21 protein-coding genes are annotated in these 26,161 nt (G+C 57.9%); 4 read left to right on the top strand and 17 right to left on the bottom strand.

Annotation, left to right across the window (positions count from 1 at the left end):
- Window positions 1-50: 50 nt before the first annotated feature.
- The 16 genes from dnaE to rpsB form a co-directional block, all read right to left on the bottom strand.
- A complete protein-coding gene (gene dnaE / locus QMK58_RS06245) occupies window positions 51-3,572 on the bottom strand; it encodes a DNA polymerase III subunit alpha (RefSeq protein ID WP_053159577.1) in 3,522 nt (1,173 codons plus the stop codon).
- 77 nt (window positions 3,573-3,649) lie between these two features.
- Window positions 3,650-4,276 (bottom strand): ribonuclease HII, encoded by a 627-nt coding sequence (gene rnhB / locus QMK58_RS06240; protein WP_053159579.1) that lies wholly within the window; start codon window positions 4,274-4,276, stop codon window positions 3,650-3,652.
- An 11-nt stretch (window positions 4,277-4,287) separates the two neighbouring features.
- Entirely contained in the window at window positions 4,288-5,418 is a 1,131-nt protein-coding gene (gene lpxB / locus QMK58_RS06235) for a lipid-A-disaccharide synthase (RefSeq protein WP_053159581.1), read from the bottom strand.
- Between the two features lie 2 nt (window positions 5,419-5,420).
- On the bottom strand, window positions 5,421-6,197 hold the full coding sequence (gene lpxA, locus QMK58_RS06230) for an acyl-ACP--UDP-N-acetylglucosamine O-acyltransferase (RefSeq protein WP_053159583.1): 777 nt from the start codon (window positions 6,195-6,197) through the stop codon (window positions 5,421-5,423).
- A complete protein-coding gene (gene fabZ / locus QMK58_RS06225) occupies window positions 6,194-6,634 on the bottom strand; it encodes a 3-hydroxyacyl-ACP dehydratase FabZ (protein ID WP_007907157.1) in 441 nt (146 codons plus the stop codon). The genes lpxA and fabZ overlap by 4 nt, the downstream gene beginning before the upstream one ends.
- Window positions 6,635-6,743: 109 nt before the next feature.
- The gene (gene lpxD, locus QMK58_RS06220) at window positions 6,744-7,799 is read right to left on the bottom strand and encodes a UDP-3-O-(3-hydroxymyristoyl)glucosamine N-acyltransferase (RefSeq protein ID WP_053159585.1); all 1,056 of its coding nucleotides are present in this window, start codon (window positions 7,797-7,799) and stop codon (window positions 6,744-6,746) included.
- 3 nt (window positions 7,800-7,802) lie between these two features.
- Window positions 7,803-8,306: an OmpH family outer membrane protein gene (locus QMK58_RS06215; protein WP_007990260.1), complete on the bottom strand. Its 504-nt coding sequence runs from the start codon at window positions 8,304-8,306 to the stop codon at window positions 7,803-7,805.
- A gap of 45 nt (window positions 8,307-8,351) precedes the next feature.
- Window positions 8,352-10,727: an outer membrane protein assembly factor BamA gene (gene bamA, locus QMK58_RS06210; RefSeq protein ID WP_053159587.1), complete on the bottom strand. Its 2,376-nt coding sequence runs from the start codon at window positions 10,725-10,727 to the stop codon at window positions 8,352-8,354.
- A gap of 74 nt (window positions 10,728-10,801) precedes the next feature.
- Window positions 10,802-12,154 carry a sigma E protease regulator RseP gene (gene rseP, locus QMK58_RS06205; RefSeq protein WP_053159589.1) on the bottom strand — a complete coding sequence of 451 codons (1,353 nt, stop codon included), beginning with the start codon at window positions 12,152-12,154 and terminating at the stop codon, window positions 10,802-10,804.
- A gap of 54 nt (window positions 12,155-12,208) precedes the next feature.
- Window positions 12,209-13,399 carry a 1-deoxy-D-xylulose-5-phosphate reductoisomerase gene (gene ispC / locus QMK58_RS06200; protein WP_053159591.1) on the bottom strand — a complete coding sequence of 397 codons (1,191 nt, stop codon included), beginning with the start codon at window positions 13,397-13,399 and terminating at the stop codon, window positions 12,209-12,211.
- Window positions 13,396-14,202, bottom strand: a complete 807-nt coding sequence (locus QMK58_RS06195) for a phosphatidate cytidylyltransferase (RefSeq protein ID WP_320396005.1) — start codon at window positions 14,200-14,202, stop codon at window positions 13,396-13,398. Before QMK58_RS06195 ends, ispC begins: the two co-directional genes overlap by 4 nt.
- The gene (gene uppS / locus QMK58_RS06190) at window positions 14,202-14,957 is read right to left on the bottom strand and encodes a polyprenyl diphosphate synthase (protein ID WP_053159595.1); all 756 of its coding nucleotides are present in this window, start codon (window positions 14,955-14,957) and stop codon (window positions 14,202-14,204) included. Before uppS ends, QMK58_RS06195 begins: the two co-directional genes overlap by 1 nt.
- Before the next feature lie 13 nt (window positions 14,958-14,970).
- Complete coding sequence (frr, locus tag QMK58_RS06185; protein WP_053159597.1) at window positions 14,971-15,528, bottom strand: ribosome recycling factor; 558 nt, start codon at window positions 15,526-15,528, stop codon at window positions 14,971-14,973.
- Window positions 15,525-16,268, bottom strand: coding sequence for a UMP kinase (pyrH, locus tag QMK58_RS06180; protein ID WP_003172271.1), 744 nt, complete (start codon window positions 16,266-16,268; stop codon window positions 15,525-15,527). The genes frr and pyrH overlap by 4 nt, the downstream gene beginning before the upstream one ends.
- A 208-nt stretch (window positions 16,269-16,476) precedes the next feature.
- Window positions 16,477-17,340 carry a translation elongation factor Ts gene (tsf, locus tag QMK58_RS06175; protein ID WP_053159599.1) on the bottom strand — a complete coding sequence of 288 codons (864 nt, stop codon included), beginning with the start codon at window positions 17,338-17,340 and terminating at the stop codon, window positions 16,477-16,479.
- A gap of 189 nt (window positions 17,341-17,529) precedes the next feature.
- The gene (rpsB, locus tag QMK58_RS06170) at window positions 17,530-18,267 is read right to left on the bottom strand and encodes a 30S ribosomal protein S2 (protein ID WP_003222119.1); all 738 of its coding nucleotides are present in this window, start codon (window positions 18,265-18,267) and stop codon (window positions 17,530-17,532) included.
- Between the two features lie 371 nt (window positions 18,268-18,638).
- Here rpsB and map point away from each other — a divergent pair, with 371 nt between their 5' ends.
- The 4 genes from map to QMK58_RS06150 all read left to right on the top strand — a co-directional run bounded on the left by map (window position 18,639) and on the right by QMK58_RS06150 (window position 24,425).
- Entirely contained in the window at window positions 18,639-19,421 is a 783-nt protein-coding gene (gene map / locus QMK58_RS06165; protein ID WP_053159601.1) for a type I methionyl aminopeptidase, read from the top strand.
- A gap of 41 nt (window positions 19,422-19,462) precedes the next feature.
- Entirely contained in the window at window positions 19,463-22,165 is a 2,703-nt protein-coding gene (locus tag QMK58_RS06160) for a [protein-PII] uridylyltransferase (protein WP_053159603.1), read from the top strand.
- 162 nt (window positions 22,166-22,327) lie between these two features.
- Window positions 22,328-23,527, top strand: a complete 1,200-nt coding sequence (gene dapC / locus QMK58_RS06155; RefSeq protein WP_053159605.1) for a succinyldiaminopimelate transaminase — start codon at window positions 22,328-22,330, stop codon at window positions 23,525-23,527.
- A 166-nt stretch (window positions 23,528-23,693) separates the two neighbouring features.
- A complete protein-coding gene (locus QMK58_RS06150; protein WP_053159607.1) occupies window positions 23,694-24,425 on the top strand; it encodes a M12 family metallopeptidase in 732 nt (243 codons plus the stop codon).
- Window positions 24,426-24,441: 16 nt separating this feature from the next.
- On the opposite strand, the gene QMK58_RS06145 is transcribed toward QMK58_RS06150, so the two are convergent.
- The gene (locus QMK58_RS06145) at window positions 24,442-26,073 is read right to left on the bottom strand and encodes a Na+/H+ antiporter (protein ID WP_053159609.1); all 1,632 of its coding nucleotides are present in this window, start codon (window positions 26,071-26,073) and stop codon (window positions 24,442-24,444) included.
- Window positions 26,074-26,161: the final 88 nt, after the last annotated feature.

Here is a 26,161-nt window from a genome sequence, read left to right as displayed (position 1 = left end):
GAGATTAAAAATTCTGGTCATGCTCAGGATACGTAATGGCACCCTGACCGTTAACGGTATTGGAGGAAGACGTTGTCTCGCCCGAACTGGTCACGCAAGGCTTGAATCAACGCATCCGCCGGATCGATTCGCCAGCCTTCGCCAAACTGCAACAAGGCCTTCGCATCGGGACTGGTGTAGTCCATGGTGATCGGACAAGCACCGCGGTGACGCTTCAACAATTCACCCAGCCAGCGTAGCTGATCACCCTTGAGATCCTTGGCGTGCAGCTTCAAACGCAGGCTCTCGGCCAGGTTGGTGCGCGCATCCTCCATGCTCATCACCCGTTTGACTCGCAGGCGCAGGCCACCGGAGAAGTCGTCGTTACTAACCTCGCCTTCGACCACCACCATCGCATCGGTTTGCAACAGCGACTGCGCGGAATGGAACGCATCGGCAAACAGCGACGCTTCGATCCGGCCAGAGCGGTCGTCAAGGGTGATGAACCCCATCTTGTCGCCCTTTTTATTCTTCATGACCCGCAGGGCGATGATCATGCCGGCAACAGTCTGCGTGTCGCGAGCCGGTTTCAGATCGATGATGCGCTGACGGGCGAATCGGCGGATTTCACCTTCGTATTCGTCGATCGGGTGACCGGTCAGGTACAGGCCGAGGGTGTCTTTCTCACCTTTGAGCCGTTCCTTCAGCGTCAGCTCCTTGGCCTTGCGATGATTGCCGTAGACATCGGCGTCCGCCTCAACGAACAGGCCACCAAACAGGTCGGCGTGGCCGCTGTCATGGGTGCGGGCGGTTTGTTCGGCCGCCTTGATCGCCTCTTCCATGGCGGTCAACAGGACAGCGCGATTGCGGTCGATGTTGGCCTGATAGGCTTTTTGCTCATCGTGAAAATAAGGGCCGAGCCGGTCCAGCGCACCGCTGCGGATCAAGCCGTCGAGGGTTCGCTTGTTGATACGTTTGAGGTCGACCCGGGCACAGAAGTCGAACAGATCCTTGAATGGACCGTCCCGACGCGCTTCGGTAATCGCCTCGACCGGCCCCTCGCCTACACCCTTGATCGCGCCCAGGCCGTAAATGATCCGGCCTTCGTCGTTCACCGTGAACTTGAACTCCGAGGTGTTCACGTCCGGCGCGTCGAGGCGCAACTTCATGGTGCGAATTTCTTCGATCAAGGTCACGACCTTGTCGGTGTTGTGCATGTCCGCCGACAGTACCGCCGCCATGAATGGCGCCGGGTAATGGGTTTTCAACCATGCGGTCTGGTAGGAAACCAGACCGTAAGCGGCGGAGTGAGACTTGTTAAAGCCATAACCGGCGAATTTTTCTACCAGGTCGAAAATGTTACCGGCAAGGTCGGCGTCGATATTGTTGGTCTTGCAACCTTCAATGAAACCGCCGCGCTGTTTGGCCATTTCTTCGGGTTTTTTCTTACCCATGGCTCGACGCAACATGTCCGCACCCCCGAGGGTGTAACCGGCCATCACCTGTGCGATCTGCATCACCTGTTCCTGATACAGGATGATGCCGTAAGTCGGCGCCAATACGGGCTTGAGACCTTCGTACTGATAATCCGAGTGCGGATACGCCAGCTCGGCGCGACCGTGCTTACGGTTGATAAAGTCGTCAACCATGCCGGACTGCAGCGGGCCCGGGCGGAACAGGGCTACCAGTGCGATCAAGTCTTCCAGGCAGTCGGGCTTGAGCTTTTTGATCAGCTCTTTCATGCCTCGGGATTCAAGCTGGAACACCGCCGTGGTTTCAGCTTTTTGCAGCAACGTGTACGTCGGTTTGTCGTCGAGCGGGATGAACGCGATGTCCAGCGGTGGCTCGTCGACCTTGGCGCGGTCGCGATTGATGGTCTTGAGCGCCCAATCGATAACCGTCAACGTCCGAAGACCAAGGAAGTCGAACTTCACCAGCCCGGCAGCCTCAACGTCATCCTTGTCGAACTGGGTTACCAGGCCATCACCGGCCTCGTCGCAATAGATCGGCGAAAAGTCAGTCAGCTTGGTCGGCGCGATCACCACACCACCGGCGTGTTTGCCGACGTTACGCACAACGCCTTCGAGCTTGCGCGCCATCTCCCAGATTTCCGCGGCCTCTTCATCGACCTTGATGAAGTCGCGCAGGATCTCTTCCTGCTCGTAGGCCTTCTCCAGAGTCATGCCGACTTCGAACGGGATCATCTTCGACAAGCGATCGGCCAGGCCATAGGACTTGCCTTGTACCCGCGCCACGTCGCGGACCACAGCCTTGGCGGCCATGGAACCGAAGGTAATGATCTGGCTTACCGCATTGCGACCGTACTTTTCGGCCACGTAGTCGATGACCCGGTCGCGACCGTCCATGCAAAAGTCGACGTCGAAGTCGGGCATGGAGACCCGTTCCGGGTTGAGGAATCGTTCGAACAGCAGGTCGTACTCGAGCGGGTCCAGGTCAGTGATCTTCTGTACATAGGCCACCAGCGAACCGGCGCCCGACCCCCGGCCAGGGCCAACCGGTACGCCGTTGCTCTTGGCCCACTGGATGAAGTCCATCACGATCAGGAAGTAACCGGGGAATCCCATCTGGATGATGATATCCAGCTCGAAATTCAACCGGTCGACATACACCTGACGCTTGGCTTCGTAGTCTTCAGTGGTGTCCCTGGGCAGTAGAACGCTAAGCCGCTCTTCCAGGCCATCGAAGGACACCTTGCGGAAATACTCGTCGATGGTCATGCCATCGGGAATCGGGAAGTTGGGCAGGAAGTGCGTGCCCAGCTTCACTTCAATGTTGCAGCGCTTGGCAATTTCGACGGTATTTTCAAGCGCTTCGGGAATATCGCTGAACAGCTCGGCCATTTCCTCGGCGCTTTTGAGGTACTGCTGATCGCTGTAGTTCTTCGAACGCCGCGGATCGTCGAGGGCTCGGCCCTCACCGATGCACACGCGGGTTTCATGAGCAGCAAAATCTTCCTGCTTGATGAAACGTACGTCGTTGGTCGCGACCAGCGGTGCACCTATCTTCTCGGCGAGCGCTACGGCGCCGTGCAGTTGCTCTTCATCATTGGGACGATTGGTGCGCTGGATTTCCAGATAGAAGCGGTCCGGGAATACCGCCATCCACTCGCGCGCCAGGGTTTCGGCTTCGTCCGGATTGCCACTGAGCATGGCCTGGCCGATCTCACCTTCTTTGGCGGCCGACAACATGATCAAGCCTGCGCTGGCCTCAGCCACCCACTCGCGTTCGATGATGATCGCGCCATTGCGCTGACCATCGATGAAGCCGCGGGAGATCAACTCGGTGAGGTTTCGATAGCCTTCGGCGTTCATCACCAGCAGGCTGATCCGGCTCAATGCATTGTCCGGATCCTTGTTTGACAGCCAGAGGTCGGCGCCGCAGATCGGTTTGATCCCGGCCCCCATGGCGTTTTTATAGAATTTGACCAGCGAACACATGTTGTTCTGGTCAGTGACCGCGACGGCAGGCATGTTCATGCCGACCAGGGTCTTGACCAGCGGTTTGATCCGCACCAGACCGTCGACCAGGGAGTATTCAGTGTGCAGGCGTAGATGAACGAATGAAGCCGGCATAGTGATCCTGTCTGTAAACATGAAGACAACAAGGCCCGGATTGTACCGGGCCTTGGTAAAAAAAATCAGCCTAGCGACTAACTCTCGATGAGACCTTCTCGCGCCTCATATGCCAGCCGCACCGGGGCAAACGAACGCCGATGAATCGGGGTCGGCCCAAGCCGTGCCAGCGCTTCCAGATGAACAGGAGTCGGGTAGCCTTTATGGCCACCAATGCCGTAACCCGGATAGATCAACTCGAACGCTGCCATCTCGCGATCGCGACTGACCTTGGCCAGAATCGATGCCGCCGCGATGGCCGGAACCTTGCTGTCACCCTTCACTACCGCCTCGGCACGCATCGGCAGTTTCGGGCAACGGTTTCCGTCGATCATCGCCAGCTTCGGCTGGATGTGCAGGCCGGCGATAGCGCGCTGCATGGCCAGCATGGTCGCGTGCAGGATGTTCAGCTCGTCGATTTCCTCGATTTCGGCGCGTGCAATGCACCAGCTCAGGGCTTTTTCGCAGATTTCATCGTAGAGCTTTTCGCGGCGGGCTTCGGTGAGTTTCTTCGAGTCGTTCAAGCCGAGGATCGGACGGTTGGGATCGAGAATCACCGCAGCCGTGACCACGGCACCACAGAGCGGCCCCCGACCGACTTCATCGACACCGGCAACCAACTCTTCGACTTCGGCGACCAAGGTAAAATCCAGCCCCATTTGCATGCTTGTCTTACTCATTGTACTTGGCCGATCAGGTTCAGCACTGCGTCCGCAGCCTGGTTGGAGGCATCCCGGCGCAGGGTCCGATGAATTTCATCAAAGCCGCGGGTCTGTTCTTCGCCGCCTTCAATCAGGGGCGACAGGGTCTGGGCCAATGCTTCGACCGTCGCATCATCCTGTAGCAACTCAGGCACCAACAGGCGCTGGGCCAACAGATTCGGTAAAGAGATGTAGGGACTTTTCACCATGCGTTTGAGAATCCAGAACGTCAGCGGCGCCAGACGGTAGGCAACCACCATCGGTCGCTTATACAGCAAGGCTTCCAGCGTTGCGGTTCCGGAGGCAATCAGCACGGCGTCGCAAGCAGCCAGGGCCAGATGCGACTTGCCATCGAGCAAGGTCAGCGGCAGGTCGCGACCGGTCAACAACTCCTCAAGCTGCGCCCGGCGCTGAGGACTGGCACAAGGCATGACGAACCGCACGCCCGGGCGCATGGCTCGCAAGCGCTGGGCGGTATCGAGAAACAGCGCGCCGAGCCGACTGACTTCGCCGCCACGACTGCCCGGCATCAGCGCCACCAACGGTCCGTCGGGCAAGCCCAGCTCCGCCCTTGCAGCGGCGCGATCGGCTTCGAGCGGTATCGTATCGGCCAGCGAGTGCCCGACAAACCGTACCGGCACGCCTTTCTCTTCGTAAAATTTCGCTTCGAACGGGAGTAGTGTCAGCATCAGGTCGCATCCCTCGCGAATCTTCAGCACCCGCTTCTGCCGCCAGGCCCAGACTGAAGGGCTGACGTAATGCACGGTCTTGATCCCGGCCTGACGCAACTTGAGTTCGATAGTGAGGTTGAAGTCCGGCGCGTCGATACCGATGAAGACGTCAGGCTTTGCGGCGATCAGGTCGGCCACCAGCTTCTTGCGCCGCGCCAACAGCTCGCGCAACCGGCCCAACACTTCCACCAGACCCATGACAGACAGCCGTTCCATCGGAAAATAGGACGTCAGACCTTCGGCCTGCATCAGCGGGCCACCCACGCCAATGAACTCGATCGCAGAGTGACGAGCCTTGAGGGCGCGCATCAGACCCGCCCCAAGAATGTCGCCGGAAGCCTCGCCCGCTACCAGCGCAATACGCAAACTGGCCATGATTAGCGCGTGATGCCGCGGGTCGAAGACTGGATCGAGTCGCGGAAAACGGCCACTTCCGGAAACTGCGCCGAAGGCTCCGCCAGCTCGGCAAGCGCCTGCTCGACCGTCAGTCCCTGGCGGTAAACCACTTTGTAGGCTCGGCGCAACGCATGGATGGCGTCCTCACTGAAACCACGACGACGCATGCCTTCGAAGTTCATGCTTCGGGCTTCGGCAGGATTACCGAACACCGTGACATAAGCAGGGACGTCCTTGCCGATCGCTGTGCCCATGCCGGAAAAGCTGTGGGCGCCAATGTGGCAATACTGATGCACCAGCGTAAAACCAGACAGAATCGCCCAATCATGCACATGCACATGGCCGGCCAGAGCGGTGTTGTTTACCAGAATGCAGTGGTTCCCGATGACGCTGTCGTGGCCGATATGGGCATAGGCCATGATCAGATTGTGATCGCCCAGGGTGGTTTCCGACCGATCCTGAACCGTGCCACGATGGATCGTCACGCCTTCGCGGATGACGTTGTGGTCACCAATGACCAGGCGGGTTTCTTCGCCTTTGTATTTCAGATCCGGCGTGTCTTCACCCACCGAGGAAAACTGGTAGATGCGATTGTGCTTGCCGATCCGGGTCGGACCCTTGAGGATCACGTGCGGCCCGATGACTGTACCCTCGCCGATTTCCACACCTGCGCCGATGATCGACCACGGGCCGACCTCGACGCCGTCGGCCAGGACGGCCGTCGGATCGATGATTGCGCGAGGGTCAATCAAACTCATAGCTTGCGTTCCGCACAGATGATTTCAGCGGAGCAGACTGGTTTGCCGTCGACCGAAGCCTGGCATTCGAACTTCCAGATCTGCCGCTTGCAGCTCAGAAACTTGGCTTCGAGGATCAACTGATCACCCGGCAGCACTGGCTGACGGAAGCGCAGCTTGTCAGAGCCGACAAAGTAGTAGAGCGTGCCATCGGCCGGCTTCACGTCGAGCATTTTGAAACCAAGGATCCCGGCAGCCTGAGCCATCGCTTCGATGATCAATACGCCTGGCATGATTGGATGCGCAGGGAAGTGACCATTGAAGAATGGCTCGTTGATGCTGACATTCTTGTAGGCGCGAATGCGCTTGCCTTCCACATCCAGATCCACGACCCGGTCCACCAGCAGGAACGGGTAACGGTGAGGCAGGTATTCGCGAATCTCGTTGATGTCCATCATTTCGGGGGGAAGCCTATGTAAAGATTGGGAGCGCGCGACTGATGCGCACTCCTCTAGCAAATCAAGGGAGGCAGTCTAGCGGCTGTGCACACTTGATATGGAAATGGTATCAGCCATCTGATGAAGCATTACCGTCAGGGGTCACTTCCCCTACTTGCTTTTCCAACTGTCGCAGACGTCGTGCGATGTCATCGAGCTGACGAAGGCGTGCCGCGCTTTTGCGCCATTCGGCTGCGGGCTGCATCGCCGTACCGGATGAATAAGCGCCCGGTTCGGTAATCGAGTGGGTCACCATGGTCATGCCGGTGATAAAAACGTTGTCGCAAACTTCTATGTGCCCTACCAGCCCGACTCCACCGGCCAGCATGCAATGCTTGCCGATTTTCGTACTGCCGGAAATGCCCACGCACGCCGCCATGGCGGTGTGGTCACCAACCTGAACGTTGTGGGCGATCTGTATCTGGTTGTCGAGTTTAACGCCATTGCCAAGGATGGTATCGGCCAATGCACCACGGTCAATGGCAGTATTCACGCCAATTTCCACATCGTCCCCAATCAACACACCACCGATCTGGGCGATTTTTTGCCAGATGCCTTTCTCATTGGCAAAACCGAAGCCTTCGCCGCCGAGTACAGCACCGGACTGAATCACCACCCGCTTGCCGACCCGAACGTCGTGATACAGCGTGACGCGCGGCGCAAGCCACCCGCCCTCACCAATTTCACTCCGGGCACCGATGAAACAGTGCGCGCCGATGGTCACTCCGGCTGCAATACGCACCGAACCTTCAATGACTGCAAAGGCACCGATGCTTGCCGTCGGATCAACCACTGCGTCATCAGCAATCACCGCTGTCGGGTGAACACCAATAACTGCCTTGGGCTTGGGATCGAACAAGTGGGAAATTCGGGCGTAAGCCGCGTACGGGTCTGGCACAACCAACGCATTACCGGCAAAACCTTCAGCATCAGCGGCTTTGAGCAATAAAGCTGCAGCCTGACTGCCTGCCAGGTATTTTCGGTACTGGGGGTTTGCGAGAAAGCTCAACTGAGCTGGGCCAGCCTCCTGCAAGGTGGCTAGCCCAGTGATTTCTTTCTCCGGGTCGCCACGCAGTGTGGCGCCGAGGAACTCGGCCAATTGGCCGAGCTTTATAGTCGCGGTCATGGGTTACTTCAGCTGATTCATGCGCTCGATAACCTGGCGCGTGATGTCGTACTGAGGCTTGACATCAATCACTGCGCCACGCTCGAAGACCAGGTCAAAAGCACCTTTCTTGATGACTTCTTCCACAGCGCTGTCCAGTTTCGGCTTGAGCTGCTTCAGCATTTCACGGTCGGCAACGGCTTTGGCCTCATTCAGTTCCTTGGACTGGAACTGGAAGTCGCGGGCCTTTTGCTTGAATTCGAGCTCAAGACGCTCGCGCTCGCCTTGCTGCATCTTGTCGCCGCCAGCCATCAGACGATCCTGAATACCCTTGGCGCTGCTTTCCAGAGTCTTGAGCTTGGTCAGCTGAGGACCGAACTTCTTCTCGGCATCCACGGCGTACTTCTTGGCCGCGTCGGATTCCAGCAAGGCCATTTGATAGTTCAGAACGGCGATTTTCATGTCGGCAAATGCCGGGCCTGCTACCAGTACGGAAGCGAGGAGAACCAATTGAGTCAACTTACGCACGATGCACTCCTACAAAATCCATTGTCGTTATCTTGGGTCAGACGCTTAGAACGTCTGGCCGAGGGAAAATTGGAACACTTGAGTTTCAGCATCATCCGGTTTCTTGACCGGCATGGCCAAAGCAAAACTCAGAGGACCCAGTGCGGTGACCCAGGTCACACCCACACCAACGGAACTGGCCATATTGCTCAGGCTGATGTCATCACACTTGGTGTTGGACTTCGTGCCATCCGCGTTTGTGGTATCCGAGCAGGATGAGTTGAAAACGTTACCCACATCCCAAAATACCGACGTACGCAGGGAGCGTTGATCCTTGATGAACGGCAGCGGGAACAGAACTTCCACACCACCCTGGATCAGGACGTTACCACCGAACGGCAGCGGATCCTGGTCCGGGTCGAGCGCGGTGCCAGGGTTCTTGCCGGTACTTGGCGTGCTGCGCGGACCCAAAGTGCTGTCCTTGAAGCCACGAACCGAGTTGAAACCACCAGCATAGTAGTTTTCGTAGAATGGCAAGCCATCCGTCGAACCATAACCGTCGCCATACCCCAGCTCAGTGTGCAGGCGCATGGTGTAGTTCTCGCTCAATGGCTGGAACAACTGGCCACGGTAGTCGAGTTTGAAGAACGACAGGTCACTGCCAGGCGTCGTGGATTCCAGCACCAGGCTCTGGGAATGACCACGGGTGGCGAGCACGCCCTTGTTCAGGGTGGACTCGGACCAACCGGCCGAAGCCTTGAAGTTCAGATACTTGTCGCCTTCCTTGTTAACGAAGTCGAAGATCTCGTCAACGGTGTACACACCTGTCTTGATCTCATCCTGCTGAGCCGTCAGGCCAAAGGTCAGACGCGAAGTCTCGCTGATCGGGTATCCGACGCTGACACCCGCACCCAGGCTGTCCACCGCATAGCTCGCCACGTCGACATCAAGCTCGTCGTAGTCAGTCGTACGGTAGAAAGCGTTGTAACCCAGGCTAACGCCATCGGCGGTCCAGTAGGGGTCCACAAAGCCGAAGTTATAACGGGTTTGGTATTCGCTTCGGGTCAGGCCGACGCTGACCTTGTTACCGGTACCCAGGAAGTTGTTCTGGGTGATCGACCCACCGAGGATCAAACCGGCGCTTTGGGCAAAACCGACACTGGCAGTGATGGAACCGGAGGCCTGCTCTTCAACGCTGTAGTTAACGTCGACCTGGTCATCGACACCCGGTACGGCCGGGGTTTCGACGTTGACTTCCTTGAAGAAGCCCAGACGCTCCAGACGGGTCTTGGACTGGTCGATCAGGTAGGTCGAAGCCCAGCCGCCTTCCATTTGACGCATTTCACGGCGCAGCACTTCGTCTTCGGACTTGGTGTTGCCACGGAAGTTGATGCGATTCACGTAAGCACGCTTGCCAGGATCGACAGCGAACGTGATGTCTACGGTATGGTCGTCATCGTGCGGTTGAGGCACGCCGTTGACGTTGGCGAAGGTATAACCCTCGTTACCCAGTCGGCGGGTGATCAGTTCGGAGGTGGTGGTCATCAGCTTGCGCGAGAACACCTGGCCTTTTTGCACCAGCAGCAACGACTTGACCTGGTCCTCAGGGACTTTCAGGTCACCGCTCAGCTTGACGTCACGAACGGTGTACTTCTCGCCTTCGTTGACGTTGACAGTGATATAGACGTGCTTCTTGTCCGGCGTGATGGACACCTGGGTCGAGGCGATATCCATGTTGATGTAGCCACGGTCCAGGTAGTAGGAGCGCAGACGCTCAAGGTCACCGGACAGTTTTTCACGGGCGTACTTGTCGTCGTTCTTGAAGAACGACAACCAGTTGGTTGTCTTGAGTTCGAACAGGTCGATCAGGTCTTCATCAGGGAAGACGGTGTTGCCCACCACGTTGATGTGCTGGATAGCGGCAACGGTACCTTCGTTGATGTTGACCTTCAGCGCGACGCGGTTGCGCGGTTGCGGCACCACCTCGGTGTCGACGGTCGCCGAGTAGCGACCCTGGGCGACGTATTGACGCTGCAGTTCGTTACGCACACCTTCGAGCGTTGCACGCTGGAAGATCTCGCCTTCGGCCAGACCGGATTGCTTGAGGCCTTTCATCAGGTCTTCGGTAGAGATCGCCTTGTTACCTTCGATCTCGATGCTGGCGACGGATGGACGCTCGACTACCGTGATGACCAGGACGTTGCCGTCACGGCCCAGCTGGATATCTTGAAAGAAACCGGTTTTGAACAACGCACGAGTGGATTCCACCAGGCGACGATCATCCGCCTGTTCACCGACGTTCAACGGCAAAGCACCAAAGACGCTACCCGCGGAGACCCGCTGGAGGCCATTGACGCGAATATCAGAGATAGTGAAGGACTCGGCGTGAACTTCGGCGATCATCAATACGGTGAGAACCGCAGTTAGCAGCAGACGTTTCATGAAGTCCTTTCTTATTCCAACTGGCAATAAACAAACTGCCGCAAAATGCGGCAGATTCGCAATTCAGCGAAGCGTTACAGTCGACCCAGATCATTGACCAGAGCAAGCAACATCACCCCGACCACCAAACTGATACCGATCTGTATCCCCCAACCCTGCACCCGATCTGACAAGGGACGACCACGCGCCCACTCGATCAGATAAAACAACAAATGTCCCCCATCCAGCACAGGAATGGGCAACAGATTCAGAACACCCAGGCTAATACTCAGATAAGCAAGGAAATTCAGGAAATCAGCGACACCCGACTGGGCCGAAGCGCCCGCCACTTTAGCAATGGTTATCGGTCCACTCAAGTTTTTTACCGAGAGCTCGCCGAACAACATTTTCTTGAGTGAATCGAGGGTCAGCACACTCATGGTCCAGGTGCGGCTAGCGCCTTCGCCGATCGCGGCCAACGGACCGTAACTGACCTCGCGAATCATTTCCGGCGGCCAATCCACCGCCTTCACCCCAGCGCCCAGATAACCACTAGGAGACTTGCTTTCGCCTCGCGAAGCCAATGTTACCGGGACGTCGATTTGAGCACCGTCGCGCTCGACCCGCAGCATGATTTTGGTATCAGGATGCTTACGGACGGTATCCACCACCTGCTGCCAATCATCCACCGAGCGGCCATCGAGGGCCAACAAACGGTCACCGGTTTTCAGGCCGGCAGTTTGAGCCGGCCCCTTTGGATCGATTTCGGCCAACACCGGCGGCAATGCCGGGCGCCATGGACGGATACCCAGGGATTGGATCGGATCAGGCTCATCAGCCCCCTTGAGCCACTTATCCAGCGCCAGCTCCCGAGGAGAGTCGGCCGTAGAACCTTGCTCGCGAACCATGACTTGCAGCGAACCGCTTTCCCCCAGGCGGCGGACAAGCTGCAGATTCACCGCAGCCCAGCCAGAAGTCGCTTCACCATCAATGGCGACGATCTCCTGCCCCCGACTCAAGCCTGCCTTGGCCGCGATGCTACCGGACTCGACGGCACCAATGACCGGACGCACCTGCTCGCTGCCGAGCATCGCCAACACCCAGAAAAACACCAGGGCCAGCAGAAAGTTGGCAATCGGTCCCGCCGCCACGATAGCGATGCGCTGGCGGACGGTCTTGCGATTGAACGATTGATCGAGTTGATCGAGTGGTACTTCGCCCTCCCGCTCGTCGAGCATCTTCACGTAACCACCCAGCGGGATGGCGGCAACCACGAACTCGGTGCCTTGCTTGTCATGCCAGCGCAGCAGCGGCATGCCAAAGCCTACGGAGAAACGCAGCACTTTGACCCCACAGCGACGCGCGACCCAAAAATGGCCGAACTCGTGGAAGGTAACCAGCACACCCAGTGCAACCAGGGTGCCGACAATCATATAAAGCGCGCTCATTTACTTTCTCCGCAATCCTATCCGCCGCTGCCGGGGCAAACGTGTTCGCAGCACTTAGCGTCCGTGACGACTGAGCCAATGCCCGGCCAGCAGTCGCGCTTTCGCATCTGCCGTGAACACTGCTTCAAGATCATCCACCGCCACTACGGGCTCCAGATTCAATACTTCCTCGATAATACTCGCGATTTCCGGGTAACGAACCCGTCCGTCGAGAAACGCTGCCACGGCGACTTCATTCGCCGCATTGAGCATGGCAGGAGCACTATTACCGGCTTCAGCCGCCTGCCGCGCCAATCGCAGACACGGGAAGCGTTCTTCGTCAGGCGCCTGGAAATCCAGGCGCGCAATGGCGAACAGGTCCAAAGGGGCAACCCCCGAATCAATTCGCTCGGGCCAGGCCAAAGCGTTGGCAATTGGCGTGCGCATGTCTGGATTACCCAACTGCGCCAAAACAGAACCATCGACATAGTCGACCAGCGAGTGAATCACACTCTGCGGGTGAATCACTACTTCGACCTGGGATGGCTTGGCATCGAATAGCCAGCAAGCTTCGATCAACTCAAGGCCTTTGTTCATCATGCTGGCCGAATCAACGGAAATCTTGCGCCCCATGGACCAGTTTGGGTGCGCGCAGGCCTGATCAGGTGAAACATGGGCCAATTCAGCCATCGGTGTCTGTCGGAACGGGCCACCAGAAGCTGTCAGCAGAATCCGACGCACGCCGACAGCACTCAATCCACGGTCGAAATCCCGCGGCATGCACTGAAAAATCGCGTTGTGCTCACTGTCGATCGGCAGCAATACCGAACCGCTTTTACGCACAGCCTGCATGAACAAAGCGCCGGACATGACCAGCGCCTCCTTGTTGGCCAGGAGAATCTTCTTGCCTGCCTCTACTGCCGCCAGGGTCGGACGCAATCCCGCCGCCCCGACAATAGCCGCCATGACCGCATCGACTTGCGGGTCAGCCGCTACCTGACAAAGGCCTTCCTCACCGACCAGCACGCGGGTCGAGAGGCCCGCCGCGAGCAAATCATCCTGCAAGCGCACGGCAGCATAGGCCTCGGGCACCACGGCAAACCGTGGAGAGTGGCGCACACAAAGCGCCAGCAGCTCGGCCAACCGAGTGAAACCGCTGAGGGCGAAAACCTGATAACGATCCGGATGCCGGGCAATGACGTCGAGTGTACTCAGGCCAATCGAACCCGTAGCGCCCAGAACGGTAATCTGCTGTGGGTGACTCATGGTCCCGCCATCCACAGCAGCACGGCGAACACTGGTATTGCCGCCGTCAGGCTGTCGATCCGATCCAGCACACCGCCGTGGCCGGGCAGCAGGTTACTGCTGTCCTTGATTCCGGATTGGCGCTTGAACATGCTTTCCGTGAGATCTCCGACCACCGAAATAAACACGATGACTGCTGCGCCAAACAGGCCCATCAGCATCTGAGAAAAGCTCCAGTCACGCGCAATACCGACGAGTGCAGTGATGACCAGGCTCAGCAACAGACCACCATACACGCCCTCCCAGCTTTTGCCTGGACTGACTTGCGGCGCCAGCTTGCGCTTGCCGAAGGCCCGACCGGAAAAGTACGCCCCGATATCAGCCCCCCAGACCAGCACCATCACCGCCATGATCAACCAGTTACCCAAAGACTCCTGCTTGATCAGAACCAGGCCCTGCCAGGCCGGCAGCAAGATCAGCAGCCCGATGACAAGCTTGCAGACCGCACTGGCCCAATGCTCGCTACTGCGCGGGTACGTCAGCACCAGGTACGTCGCTACCCCCCACCACAACACCGAAGCCCCCAATACCCAAGGGGCCAGGGCCGGCAGGACGTGCAAGACAAACAGAATTGCCGCGACGACAGCGGCATAAGCAACCCGGATCGGCTGGGCGGTAAAGCCTGCCAAACGAGCCCATTCCCAGGCGCCAAGGGTCACGACCAGACCGATAAACAGCGCAAAACCGGACCCCTCCAGCAGGAAAAACCCGCACAGGGCAATCGGCAGCAGGATCAGTGCGGTGATGATTCGTTGTTTAAGCATTAAACCCGGGCTCCAGCCTCGACCTGCTCGCTCGTTTTACCGAAGCGACGCTGGCGGGATGCGAAATCGGCCAGCGCGTTACGCATGGCATCGTGTTTGAAGTCCGGCCAGAACAGGTCGGAAAAGTACAATTCGGCGTAGGCCAGTTGCCACAGCAGGAAGTTGCTGATGCGGTGTTCGCCTCCCGTGCGAATGCACAGGTCAGGCAATGGCAGGTCGCCGGTAGCCAGGCAGGTCTGCAGCAGCTCCGGCGTAATGTCCTCCGGGCGCAGATGCCCGGCCTGGACTTCCCGGGCCAGCCGCTGGGCGGCTTGTGCAATATCCCACTGACCGCCGTAGTTGGCGGCGATCTGCAGAACGAAACGATTGGCACCGGCCGTCATGGCTTCCGCTTCGCGCATCGCCGCCTGAAGCTCGGGATGGAAGCGCGAGCGATCACCAATGATGCGCAGACTGATGTTGTTGTCGTTGAGGCGCTTGGCCTCACGACGCAACGCCTTGAAGAACAAATCCATCAAGGCACTGACTTCATCGACCGGGCGCTGCCAGTTCTCGCTGGAAAACGCGAACAGGGTCAATACTTCGACCCCAGATTCAGCACACACCTCAATGACCGCGCGAACCGCGTCCACGCCCGCCTTATGCCCTGCAACTCCCGGCATAAAGCGTTTTTTTGCCCAGCGATTATTACCATCCATGATGATCGCGACGTGACGCGGAACTATAGACGGCGCAGCCTGCTTGGTCTTTTCCATGAAAACTCGACCCTTATACGGCCATCAGGTCTTTTTCTTTCTGCGCCAAATCCGCGTCGATTTTTGCCACGAATTTTTTCGTCAGATCGTCGATTTCGCCAGTTGCGCGGCGCTCTTCGTCTTCACTGATGGCTTTTTCCTTGACCAGATCCTTGAGCTGGCTGTTCGCATCGCGACGGATGTTGCGCACGGCAACACGAGCGTCTTCAGCAACGTCACGGGCCTGCTTGGTGAAGCCCTTGCGGGTTTCTTCGGTCAGGGCCGGCATGGAGATCAGCAGCAGCTCGCCAAGGTTGGTCGGGTTCAGGTTCAGACCTGCGCTACCGATAGCCTTGTCGACAGCACCCAGCATGTTGCGCTCGAAGGCAACCACTTGCAGGGTGCGGGCGTCTTTGACGGTGATGTTTGCTACTTGCTTGATCGGAGTATCGGAACCGTAGTACGGCACCATCACGCCTTCCAGAATGCTTGGGTGCGCCTGGCCGGTACGGATACGGCCGAAGTTGTGCGCCAGCGATTCGACGGACTTCTGCATGCGCTCTTGAGCGTCTTTCTTGATTTCGTTGATCATTGTTGGCCTTCCTCGATCAGAGTCCCTTCAGCGCCGCCGTGAACGATATTCAGCAGGGCGCCGGGCTTGTTCATGTTAAATACGCGCAGCGGCATCTTGTGGTCGCGGCACAGACAAATGGCCGTCAGATCCATCACACCCAGCTTGCGATCCAGCACTTCATCGTAGGTCAGATGATCGAACTTCTCGGCATGCGGGTCTTTGAATGGGTCAGCGGTGTAGACACCATCGACCTTCGTCGCCTTGAGCACGACATCGGCATCGATTTCGATAGCACGCAGGCAGGCTGCCGAATCCGTGGTAAAGAAAGGATTGCCGGTACCCGCCGCGAAAATCACGACTTCCTTGGCATTCAGATGGCGCATGGCTTTGCGGCGATCATAGTGATCGGTCACGCCCACCATGGAAATGGCCGACATCACGATGGCCGAGATATTGGCACGTTCAAGCGCGTCACGCATAGCCAGGGCGTTCATCACAGTGGCCAGCATGCCCATGTGGTCGCCTGTTACCCGATCCATGCCGGCAGCGCTGAGCGCTGCACCGCGAAACAGGTTGCCGCCGCCGATGACCAGACCGACCTGAACGCCGATCCCGACCAATTGGCCAACTTCCAGTGCCATGCGATCCAGAACTTTCGGGTCGATCCCGAACTCTTCCGAGCCCATCAGGGCCTCGCCGCTAAGCTTGAGTAGAATGCGTTTATAGCGAGCCTGATAACCACTGCCCTGCTGAGCCATTGCGAATCTCTCCTGCGGCGTATTTTAAAAATTCTTTGCGAGCTGTTTTCAGCTGGCGTTCACTCTAGCTTGGCGCTGCTTCAGCGCCATCGGAACATGGCTTTGTAAGCCAGTTCCAATGGGAAACCAATAAAAATTGGTACCCCATCTGAAAAGAGGCTGCGCGCGTGAGCGGGCAGCCTCTTCAGGGCGACAGTTAAAAACCGTCTTATTGCTTGGCGGCAGCCAGCTGTGCAGCAACTTCTTCCGCGAAGTTGTCGACTGGCTTCTCGATGCCTTCGCCTACTTTGAAGTAGGTGAAGGAAACGATTTCAGCGCCGGCTTTCTTGGCCAATGCACCCACGGTGATTTCCGGGTTCATGACGAAAGCTTGCTCGACCAGGCTGGCTTCAGCCAGGAACTTGGTGATACGACCAGCAATCATTTTCTCAACGATTTCTGCTGGCTTGCCTTTCATCTTGTCTTCGTTCAGCGACAGGAATACGGCTTTCTCACGCTCGATGGCTTCTGGCGAAACCTGCGATGGCAGCAGGAACTCAGGGTTGCTTGCCGCCACGTGCATGGCGATTTCTTTGGCCAGCTGAACATCGCCGCCCTTGAGAACAACAGCAACGCCGATTTTGTTACCGTGCAGGTAGGTGCCGACAACGTCGCCCTCTACGCGTACCAGGCGACGGATGTTGACGTTTTCGCCAACTTTGGCCACCAGGGCTTCACGAGCCGATTCCTGAGCCGCGATCAGCGGAGCTGCGTCGGTCAGTTTTTCGTCGAAGGCTTTTTCTACGCTGGCAGCAACGAAGTTCTTGAAGTCGTCTTGCAGGGCCAGGAAGTCGGTCTGCGAGTTGACTTCCAGCAGCACGGCTGCCTTGTCGTCAGCCTTGATGGCGATAGCGCCTTCAGCGGCAACGTTGCCCGCTTTCTTGGCAGCCTTGATGGCGCCCGAAGCACGCATGTCATCAATGGCTTTCTCGATGTCGCCGCCAGCCTTGGTCAAGGCCTTTTTGCAATCCATCATGCCTTCGCCGGTACGCTCGCGCAGTTCTTTGACCAACGCTGCAGTAATCTCTGCCATTTCAAAATCCTCTTGGATAGGTTTTCAACCATTCCACCCGATCGAACGGGCGTTCAATTCTTCCCGAACCACCCTTGTTAGCTGCCGCACGTTACAGATAGAGCAGTGGGCGCCGACAAATGGTTTTCGAGGTGGCAAAAAGGGGGCCAAGCCCCCTTTTTGCTTACTGAGTCAACGCCAGGGCGTCAATTACTCAGCTGCAGCCTGAGTTTCTTCAGCTGCGAACTCTACGGTGCCGCCGGCAACGTTGTTGCGACCACGGATAACCGCGTCAGCCATCGAACCCATGTACAGCTGGATAGCGCGGATTGCGTCATCGTTGCCTGGGATGATGTAGTCAACGCCTTCCGGGCTGCTGTTGGTATCGACTACGCCGATAACCGGGATGCCCAGCTTGTTGGCTTCGGTGATCGCGATGCGCTCGTGATCAACGTCGATAACGAACAGAGCGTCTGGCAGACCGCCCATGTCTTTGATACCACCCAGGGAACGGTCCAGCTTTTCCAGGTCACGAGAGCGCATCAGCGCTTCTTTCTTGGTCAGCTTGGCGAAAGTACCGTCTTCGGCTTGCACTTCAAGGTCACGCAGACGCTTGATGGAAGCACGGATGGTTTTGAAGTTGGTCAGCATGCCGCCCAACCAGCGGTGATCGACGTACGGCGAACCGCAACGTGCTGCTTCTTCAGCAACGATCTTGCCAGCGGAACGCTTGGTGCCGACGAACAGAATCTTGTTTTTGCCCTGGGCCAGACGCTCTACGAAAGTCAGAGCTTCGTTGAACATTGGCAGGGTTTTTTCAAGGTTGATGATGTGAATCTTGTTACGCGCGCCGAAAATGTATTTACCCATTTTCGGGTTCCAGTAACGGGTCTGGTGACCGAAGTGCACACCGGCCTTCAGCATATCGCGCATATTGACTTGGGACATGATAGTTCCTTAATAAGTCGGGTTTGGCCTCCACGTATCCCAATGACCAACCAGCAGCTTCAGCTGAAGGCACCCAGGTCATCGTGTCGACACGTGTGTGGATTTAGGCTTTTCGGGGCATCCCCGGAAAGCGGCGCATTTTATATCATAAGACAGGGAAAAACGGAACCCGGATTCAAAAATCCCGGCAGGCGCTTTGCGCGACCCCTTGGAATCAGCCAAGAATGCACCATTCTATAAAGAGAAGCGATGCACTCAGGCGCAGATTTGCGCTGATCGTCTGATAGAATCGCATTTTTCAGGGCTGCGAAGTTCGATCGCGCAACGCCCTTTCCGTTTAGAAAGCGCCTTTGAGCGCAGAGAGAGCCTGTATGACCGTCAACCTCAAAACCCCCGAGGACATCGCAAAAATGCGTGTCGCCGGCAAACTGGCCGCCGACGTACTGGAAATGATTGCCGAATATGTGAAGCCGGGCGTCACTACCGATCAGCTGAACCAGATCTGTCACGATTATATTGTCAATGAGCAGAAAGCCATCCCCGCCCCGCTCAACTACAAGGGCTACCCGAAGTCGATCTGCACCTCGATCAACCATGTGGTCTGCCACGGCATCCCGAACGACAAGCCACTGAAAGATGGCGACACCCTGAACATCGACGTCACCGTCATCAAGGACGGCTACCACGGCGACACCAGCCGCATGTTCCACGTCGGCTCCGTACCGGTCTGGGCCGAGCGCCTGTCCCAGGTGACCCAGGAGTGCATGTACAAGGCGATTGAAATCGTCAAACCCGGCTGCCGCCTGGGCGACATCGGCGAAATCATCCAGAAGCATGCCGAAAAGAACGGTTTCTCCGTGGTTCGCGAGTTCTGCGGTCACGGTATCGGCAAGGTATTCCACGAAGAACCGCAGATCCTGCATTACGGCCGCGCCGGCACTGGCATGGAGCTGAAGGCCGGCATGACCTTCACCATCGAGCCGATGATCAACCAGGGTCGCGCCGACACCAAAGTGCTGGGCGATGGCTGGACCGCGATCACCAAGGATCGCAAGCTGTCGGCACAGTGGGAACACACCCTGTTGGTGACCGACACCGGTTACGAGATCTTCACCCTGCGCAGCGATGACACCATCCCCCGCGTCTCGGCCTGATCCCGCTACCGACCCCAGCCTATAGAAAGGAAAGCCAATCGATGCCGCAGGTGGATCCCGAACTCTTCGACCGCGGCCAGTTCCAGGCTGAACTGGCCCTGAAGGCAAGCCCCATCGCTGCGTTCAAGAAGGCAATCCGCCAGGCCCGCGAAGTGCTCGACGGGCGCTTTCGCAGCGGCAGGGACATTCGTCGGCTGATCGAGGATCGCGCCTGGTTCGTCGACAACATCCTGCAAAAGGCCTGGGATCAGTTCAACTGGAGCGAGGACGCCGACATCGCGCTGGTCGCGGTCGGCGGCTACGGTCGCGGTGAGTTGCACCCTTATTCCGACATCGACTTGCTGATTCTGCTGGACAGCGCCGACCACGAAGTTTTCCGCGATTCCATCGAGCGTTTTCTGACGCTGTTGTGGGATATCGGCCTGGAAGTCGGCCAGAGTGTTCGCTCAGTCGACGAATGCGCCGTCGAGGCACGAGCTGACCTGACCGTCGTCACTAACCTGATGGAAAGCCGCACCATCGCCGGACCCGAGCACTTGCGCCAACGCATGCTGGATGTCACCAGCACCGCTCATATGTGGCCGAGCAAGGACTTCTTCCTCGCCAAGCGCGCCGAGCAAAAGGCCCGCCACCACAAGTACAACGACACCGAGTACAACCTGGAACCCAACGTCAAAGGCTCCCCCGGGGGACTACGGGATATCCAGACGATTCTTTGGGTGGCCCGCCGTGAATACGGCACCTTGAACTTGCGCGCATTGGCGGGTGAAGGTTTCCTGGTCGAGAGCGAAAACGCCTTGCTCGCCTCTTCTCAGGAGTTTCTGTGGAAGGTTCGTTACGCCCTGCATATGCTCGCCGGACGTGCCGAAGACCGCCTGCTGTTCGATCATCAGCGCACCATCGCCGGTCTGCTGGGCTTCGCCGGCGACGACGCCAAGCAAGCCATCGAAAACTTCATGCAGCAGTACTACCGGGTGGTCATGAGCATTGCCCAGCTCAGCGACCTGATCATCCAGCACTTCGAGGAAGTGATCCTCGCGCCGGAAGACGAAGCGCCGCCACAGCCGATCAATTCGCGATTCCAGTTGCACGACGGTTACATCGAGGCTCGAAACGACAACGTGTTCCGCCGTACGCCGTTCGCCATGCTCGAAATATTCGTGCTGATGGCCCAGCAACCGGAAATCAAAGGTGTTCGTGCCGACACCATTCGCCTGCTGCGCGAGAACCGTCACCTGATCGACGACGACTTTCGCAATGACATTCGCAACACCAGCCTGTTCATCGAACTGTTCAAGTGCAAGATCGGCATCCACCGCAACCTGCGCCGGATGAACCGTTACGGCATCCTTGGGCGTTATCTTCCGGAGTTCGGCTTCATCGTCGGGCAGATGCAACACGACCTGTTCCACATCTATACGGTCGACGCGCACACCCTGAACCTGATCAAACACCTGCGTAAGTTGCAGTACACCCAGGTGTCGGAAAAATTCCCGCTGGCCAGCAAAACCATGGGCAAGTTGCCCAAGCCCGAACTGATTTACATCGCCGGCCTGTACCACGACATCGGCAAGGGTCGGCATGGCGACCACTCGGACATCGGCGCCGTGGATGCCGCTGCATTTTGCCAGCGTCATCAATTGCCCGCCTGGGACAGCCGCCTGATCGTATGGCTGGTGCAAAATCACCTGATGATGTCGACCACTGCCCAGCGCAAGGACTTGTCCGACCCGCAGGTGATCCACGATTTCGCGCAGATCGTCGGTGACGAAGCCCACCTCGATTACCTATACGTGCTGACCGTCTCCGATATCAATGCCACCAACCCGACGCTATGGAATTCCTGGCGCGCCAGCCTGTTGCGCCAGCTCTACACCGAGACCAAGCGGGCACTGCGTCGCGGCCTGGAAAACCCCGTGGACCGCGAAGAGCAGATCCGCCAGACCCAAAGCGCCGCCCTCGACATCCTGGTGCGCGGTGGCACCGATCCGGACGACGTCGAGCAGTTGTGGGCGCAGTTGGGCGACGACTATTTCTTGCGTCACACCGCCGGCGACGTCGCCTGGCACACGGATGCGATCCTCCAGCAACCCGTCGACGGCGGGCCGCTGGTACTGATCAAGGAAACCACCCAGCGCGAGTTCGAGGGCGGCACGCAGATCTTCATCTACGCACCGGACCAGCATGACTTCTTTGCCGTGACCGTGGCGGCGATGGACCAGCTCAACCTGAACATTCATGACGCCCGGGTCATCACGTCCAGCAGCCAGTTCACCCTCGACACCTACATCGTGCTCGACACTGACGGTGACTCGATCGGCGATAATCCGGCGCGGGTCAAACAAATCCGCGATGGCCTGACCGAAGCCCTGCGCAATCCGGACGACTACCCGACCATCATCCAGCGTCGGGTACCACGTCAGCTCAAGCATTTCGCCTTCGCGCCCCAGGTGACGATCCACAACGACGCCCAGCGCCCGGTGACGGTGCTGGAGTTGACAGCTCCCGACCGGCCGGGCTTGCTGGCGCGAATCGGCACGATTTTCCTGGAGTTTGATCTGTCCTTGCAGAACGCCAAGATCGCCACGCTTGGCGAGCGGGTGGAAGACGTGTTCTTCATCACTGACGCACACAATCAGCCGCTGTCCGATCCATTGCTGTGCAGTCGCTTGCAGGATGCAATCGTCGAGCAGTTGAGCGTCAACCAGGAACCCGATATCAAACTGTCGCGCATCAGTATCTGACGTGAAAATGGCCCGGGCCCCCTCTGTATGAGCGAGCATACTCGCGATGGTCATCAACGATGACGCTTGGCAGCAGGCTGAACTTCGCGACCTCGAGACCATCGCGAGCAGGCTCGCTCCTACAGTCGACCAGCGCTACCCTATACCGAACGAGATCTATCGATGAACAACGCTCTGACCCAGTTGCAGCCTTACCCTTTCGAAAAGCTCCGCGCCCTGCTCGGCAGCGTGACGCCGAACCCGGACCTGCGCCCGATTGCACTGTCCATCGGCGAGCCGAAACACCGTTCGCCAAGCTTTGTCGCCGAGGCCCTGGCCAGCAACCTGGATCAGATGGCGGTGTACCCGACCACGCTCGGCATCCCGGCGCTGCGTGAAGCCATCGCGGCCTGGTGCGAGCGTCGCTTCGGTGTTCCTGGCGGCTGGATCGACCCGGCGCGCAACGTGCTGCCGGTCAACGGCACCCGCGAGGCCCTGTTCGCCTTCACCCAGACCGTGGTCAACCGTGGCGACGACGCACTGGTGGTCAGCCCGAACCCCTTCTACCAGATTTACGAAGGCGCGGCGTTCCTCGCCGGAGCCAAGCCGCACTACCTGCCGTGCCTGGACGAAAACGGCTTCAACCCGGATTTTGACGCCGTTTCGCCAGACATCTGGAAACGCTGCCAGATTCTGTTCCTGTGCTCGCCTGGCAACCCGACTGGCGCCTTGATCCCGGTCGAGACTCTGAAAAAGCTGATCGCCTTGGCCGATGAATACGACTTCGTGATTGCTGCCGACGAGTGCTACAGCGAACTCTACTTCGACGAACAGACCCCGCCGCCAGGTTTGCTTAGCGCTTGTGTAGAACTGGGCCGCAAGGATTTCAAGCGCTGCGTGGTGTTCCACAGCCTGTCCAAGCGTTCGAACCTGCCAGGCCTGCGTTCGGGCTTTGTCGCCGGTGACGCCGACATCCTCAAGGGCTTTTTGCTCTATCGGACGTACCACGGCTGCGCTATGCCGGTGCAGACTCAACTGGCCAGCGTAGCGGCGTGGAATGACGAAGTGCACGTACGCGCCAACCGTGCGCTGTATCGCGAGAAGTTTGATGCCGTACTGGAAATTCTCAGCCCTGTGCTGGACGTGCAACGCCCGGATGGCAGCTTCTACCTGTGGCCGAACGTGGCCGGGGACGACGCTGCGTTCTGCCGCGACCTGTTCGAGCAGGAGCATGTGACTGTGGTGCCGGGCTCTTACTTGTCCCGTGAGGTGGACGGTGTCAATCCAGGTGCTGGCCGCGTGCGCATGGCACTGGTCGCGCCACTGGCCGAGTGCGTCGAGGCGGCGGAGCGCATTCGCGCATTTGTTACCCGTAACAAGTAACGGCCTCTGCCCGCATTACGCAATGTCGTGCGGGCAGTCCAACGTATGAAGTTACACTTTCCCAACTTCTAATGTTTTCCCTGCGCATACATACACCTTAATATTATTTCGCGCGCAGCAGCACGCCTCATAAACCCAACTATCACTTCATGGAAGAAGTCCGCCAATGAATAACATTGAGCACTGCACACTTATCCAATGGCCCGATCATCAGGAATCTTATGACGCAGCCATCAACGAAAGCCCCAGAAATGCAAACTATCAAACAGGCTCCCGCCGCAAGCGCTCTTTAGTTAATTATTCAAAACTGTGGGAAAATGACCGCACGTTGAAAATCGCGTTCATGGATGATCCTGACGATGAGCATAAACGCAAGATCATCGATGCGGCCAGCAAATGGTTGCCCTATATCAATCTGACTTTCGATTTCGTCGAGGGTCGAGCAGGCGAGATAAGGATCGCCACCAAAAACAACCGCAACAGTTCAATACTGGGCACCGATGCGCTATTGACTCACCCGGACTGGCCAACCATGCAACTGGGCGTAAAACCAGAACATGAAGACTTTGAGCTTATTGTCATTCACGAGTTCGGACACGCCTTGGGAGCAATGCATGAACACCAACATCCCGATGCCAATATCCCCTGGGATAAGCCGAAAGTGTATGAATTCTACAAAAACCGGGAAATGAACCCAATCGACAAGGAGGCGGTTGACATGAACATCTTTACTCCCTTCGATACAATTGAAGCGATTTATACGCCTTACGACAAAAAGTCCATCATGCATTACCCTGTTGCCAACGCCCTGACACTGGGAGACTGGGAAATCCCCCCTAATCGCAAGATCAGCAAGAAAGATAAAACAATGATGAAACTGCTCTACCCAAAACGCTGACCTTCAACAAATTTAACTAGTTGACGTGCCCCAGGTTTGCTTCACTCAAATCCAGTTCACCCAGTATTTCTCGCAATACGTCATCACCAATCTGGTGATGACGGCTGAGGCTGTACAACTCCAGTCGCTGAGCCTTCAAAGCCTTCAAACGCAAACGCCGCTCCAGCAAATCCATCTGAAAGGCCAGCGCCTGGGCTTCGGCCGAATCGTTGAACACCTCCAGCTGATGGCGATATTCAGACATGATCCGGGCCTTCAGTTCGACGGCCAGTGCTGCCTCTGCCGCATCCTGGGCACCGGCCTCTTCAACTTCCAGTGCATGAATGGCCGCTTCAGCCGTTTTGCGCCACGCTTCGCGCACTTCGTGGCGACGCTTGTCGTCCGGGCTGGTTTCAACACCCCGCAGCAACAGCGGCAAAGCGATACAGGCTGCGATCAGCGACAACAGGATCACGCCGGCGGCGATAAAGATCAGCAGGTCGCGCTCCGGAAATACCACCCCGCCCATCAGCAGCGGCACCGACATCACACCCGCCAGCGTCACCGCTCCGCGCACACCACCCACGGTCAACAACCAGCAGGACCGCGTTGTCGGCACATGAGTCATTTCGCCCTTGCCACGCAGACGGCGCAAAAAAACCGACAATCGCCAGGTGCTCTGCACCCAGACGAATCGCAATATCAGCAGCACCAGGAAAATCGCGACGACATCAAAACAGCGATACAGCAGCGTCGGCCATAGCGACGTTTCATGACTGGCCACCGCCTTGATGATGTCCGGCAACTGCAAACCCAACAGAAGAAAAATCAGGCCGTTGAAGGCAAACTCCAGCAACGACCAGACGCTGCGATTGAGTAGCCGGGTGCTGGTCTGACGCGGCAGCAGGTCAAGCCAGCTTTGCATCATGCCCGCTGCGACCGCCGACAGAATGCCCGACGCCCCAAGCTGTTCGGCCAGCACATATGCCGCAAACGGCAGCAACAACATGAAGACCACATGGGTAGCCGGATCATCCCAACCGCGGTTGATCATCCACGCCCGAAGACGGCCGACCAGCCAGCTAAGCGCCACGCCAACAGCCAACCCTCCAACCGCGACCAACACAAACGCCAGACTGGCATTGGTCAGTGAAAACACGCCCGTCACGGCCGCCACCAGAGCAAACTTGAACGTCACAAGACCCGAGGCGTCATTCATCAACGCTTCGCCCTGCAGCATGTGCATCAGTGGTGTCGGTAGCCGATTGCGCGCAATGGCCGAGACCGCTACCGCATCCGTCGGCGACAACACCGCCGCCAGCGCAAACGCCACGGGCAGTGGCACGCTGGGCAGCAACCAGTGAATGAAATATCCGGCCCCCACTACCGTAAACAACACCAACCCCACCGCCAACGTCAGGATAGGCCCGCGCAAGCGCCAGAATTCGCGCTTGGGCATACGCCAGCCGTCGGAAAACAACAGCGGCGGCAAGAACAGAAAAAGGAACAACTCCGGATCCAGCACCACATGCAGGCCCAGCGTCGGCCAGGCGAGCAACGCACCGGCGGCAATTTGCACCAGTGGCAACGGCAGCGGGATCACTCGCCCGATCAGGCGTGAAACGCCGACCAGCATCAGCAGGATCAGGACGGTATAAGCGGTTTGCATAAAGCGAGGTTCCCGGGCAATCGACAGCGTTGAAGTGCCATATTAGACGCTTAGACTACCGGTGGCCCTTGCACCTATGTCGCACCCG

This window comes from Pseudomonas sp. P8_241, assembly GCF_034008315.1.
Classification (GTDB): Bacteria; Pseudomonadota; Gammaproteobacteria; order Pseudomonadales; family Pseudomonadaceae; genus Aquipseudomonas.
The sequence above is the reverse complement of the archived record's forward strand: the minus strand, read 5'-3'. Positions and strand labels throughout refer to the sequence as shown.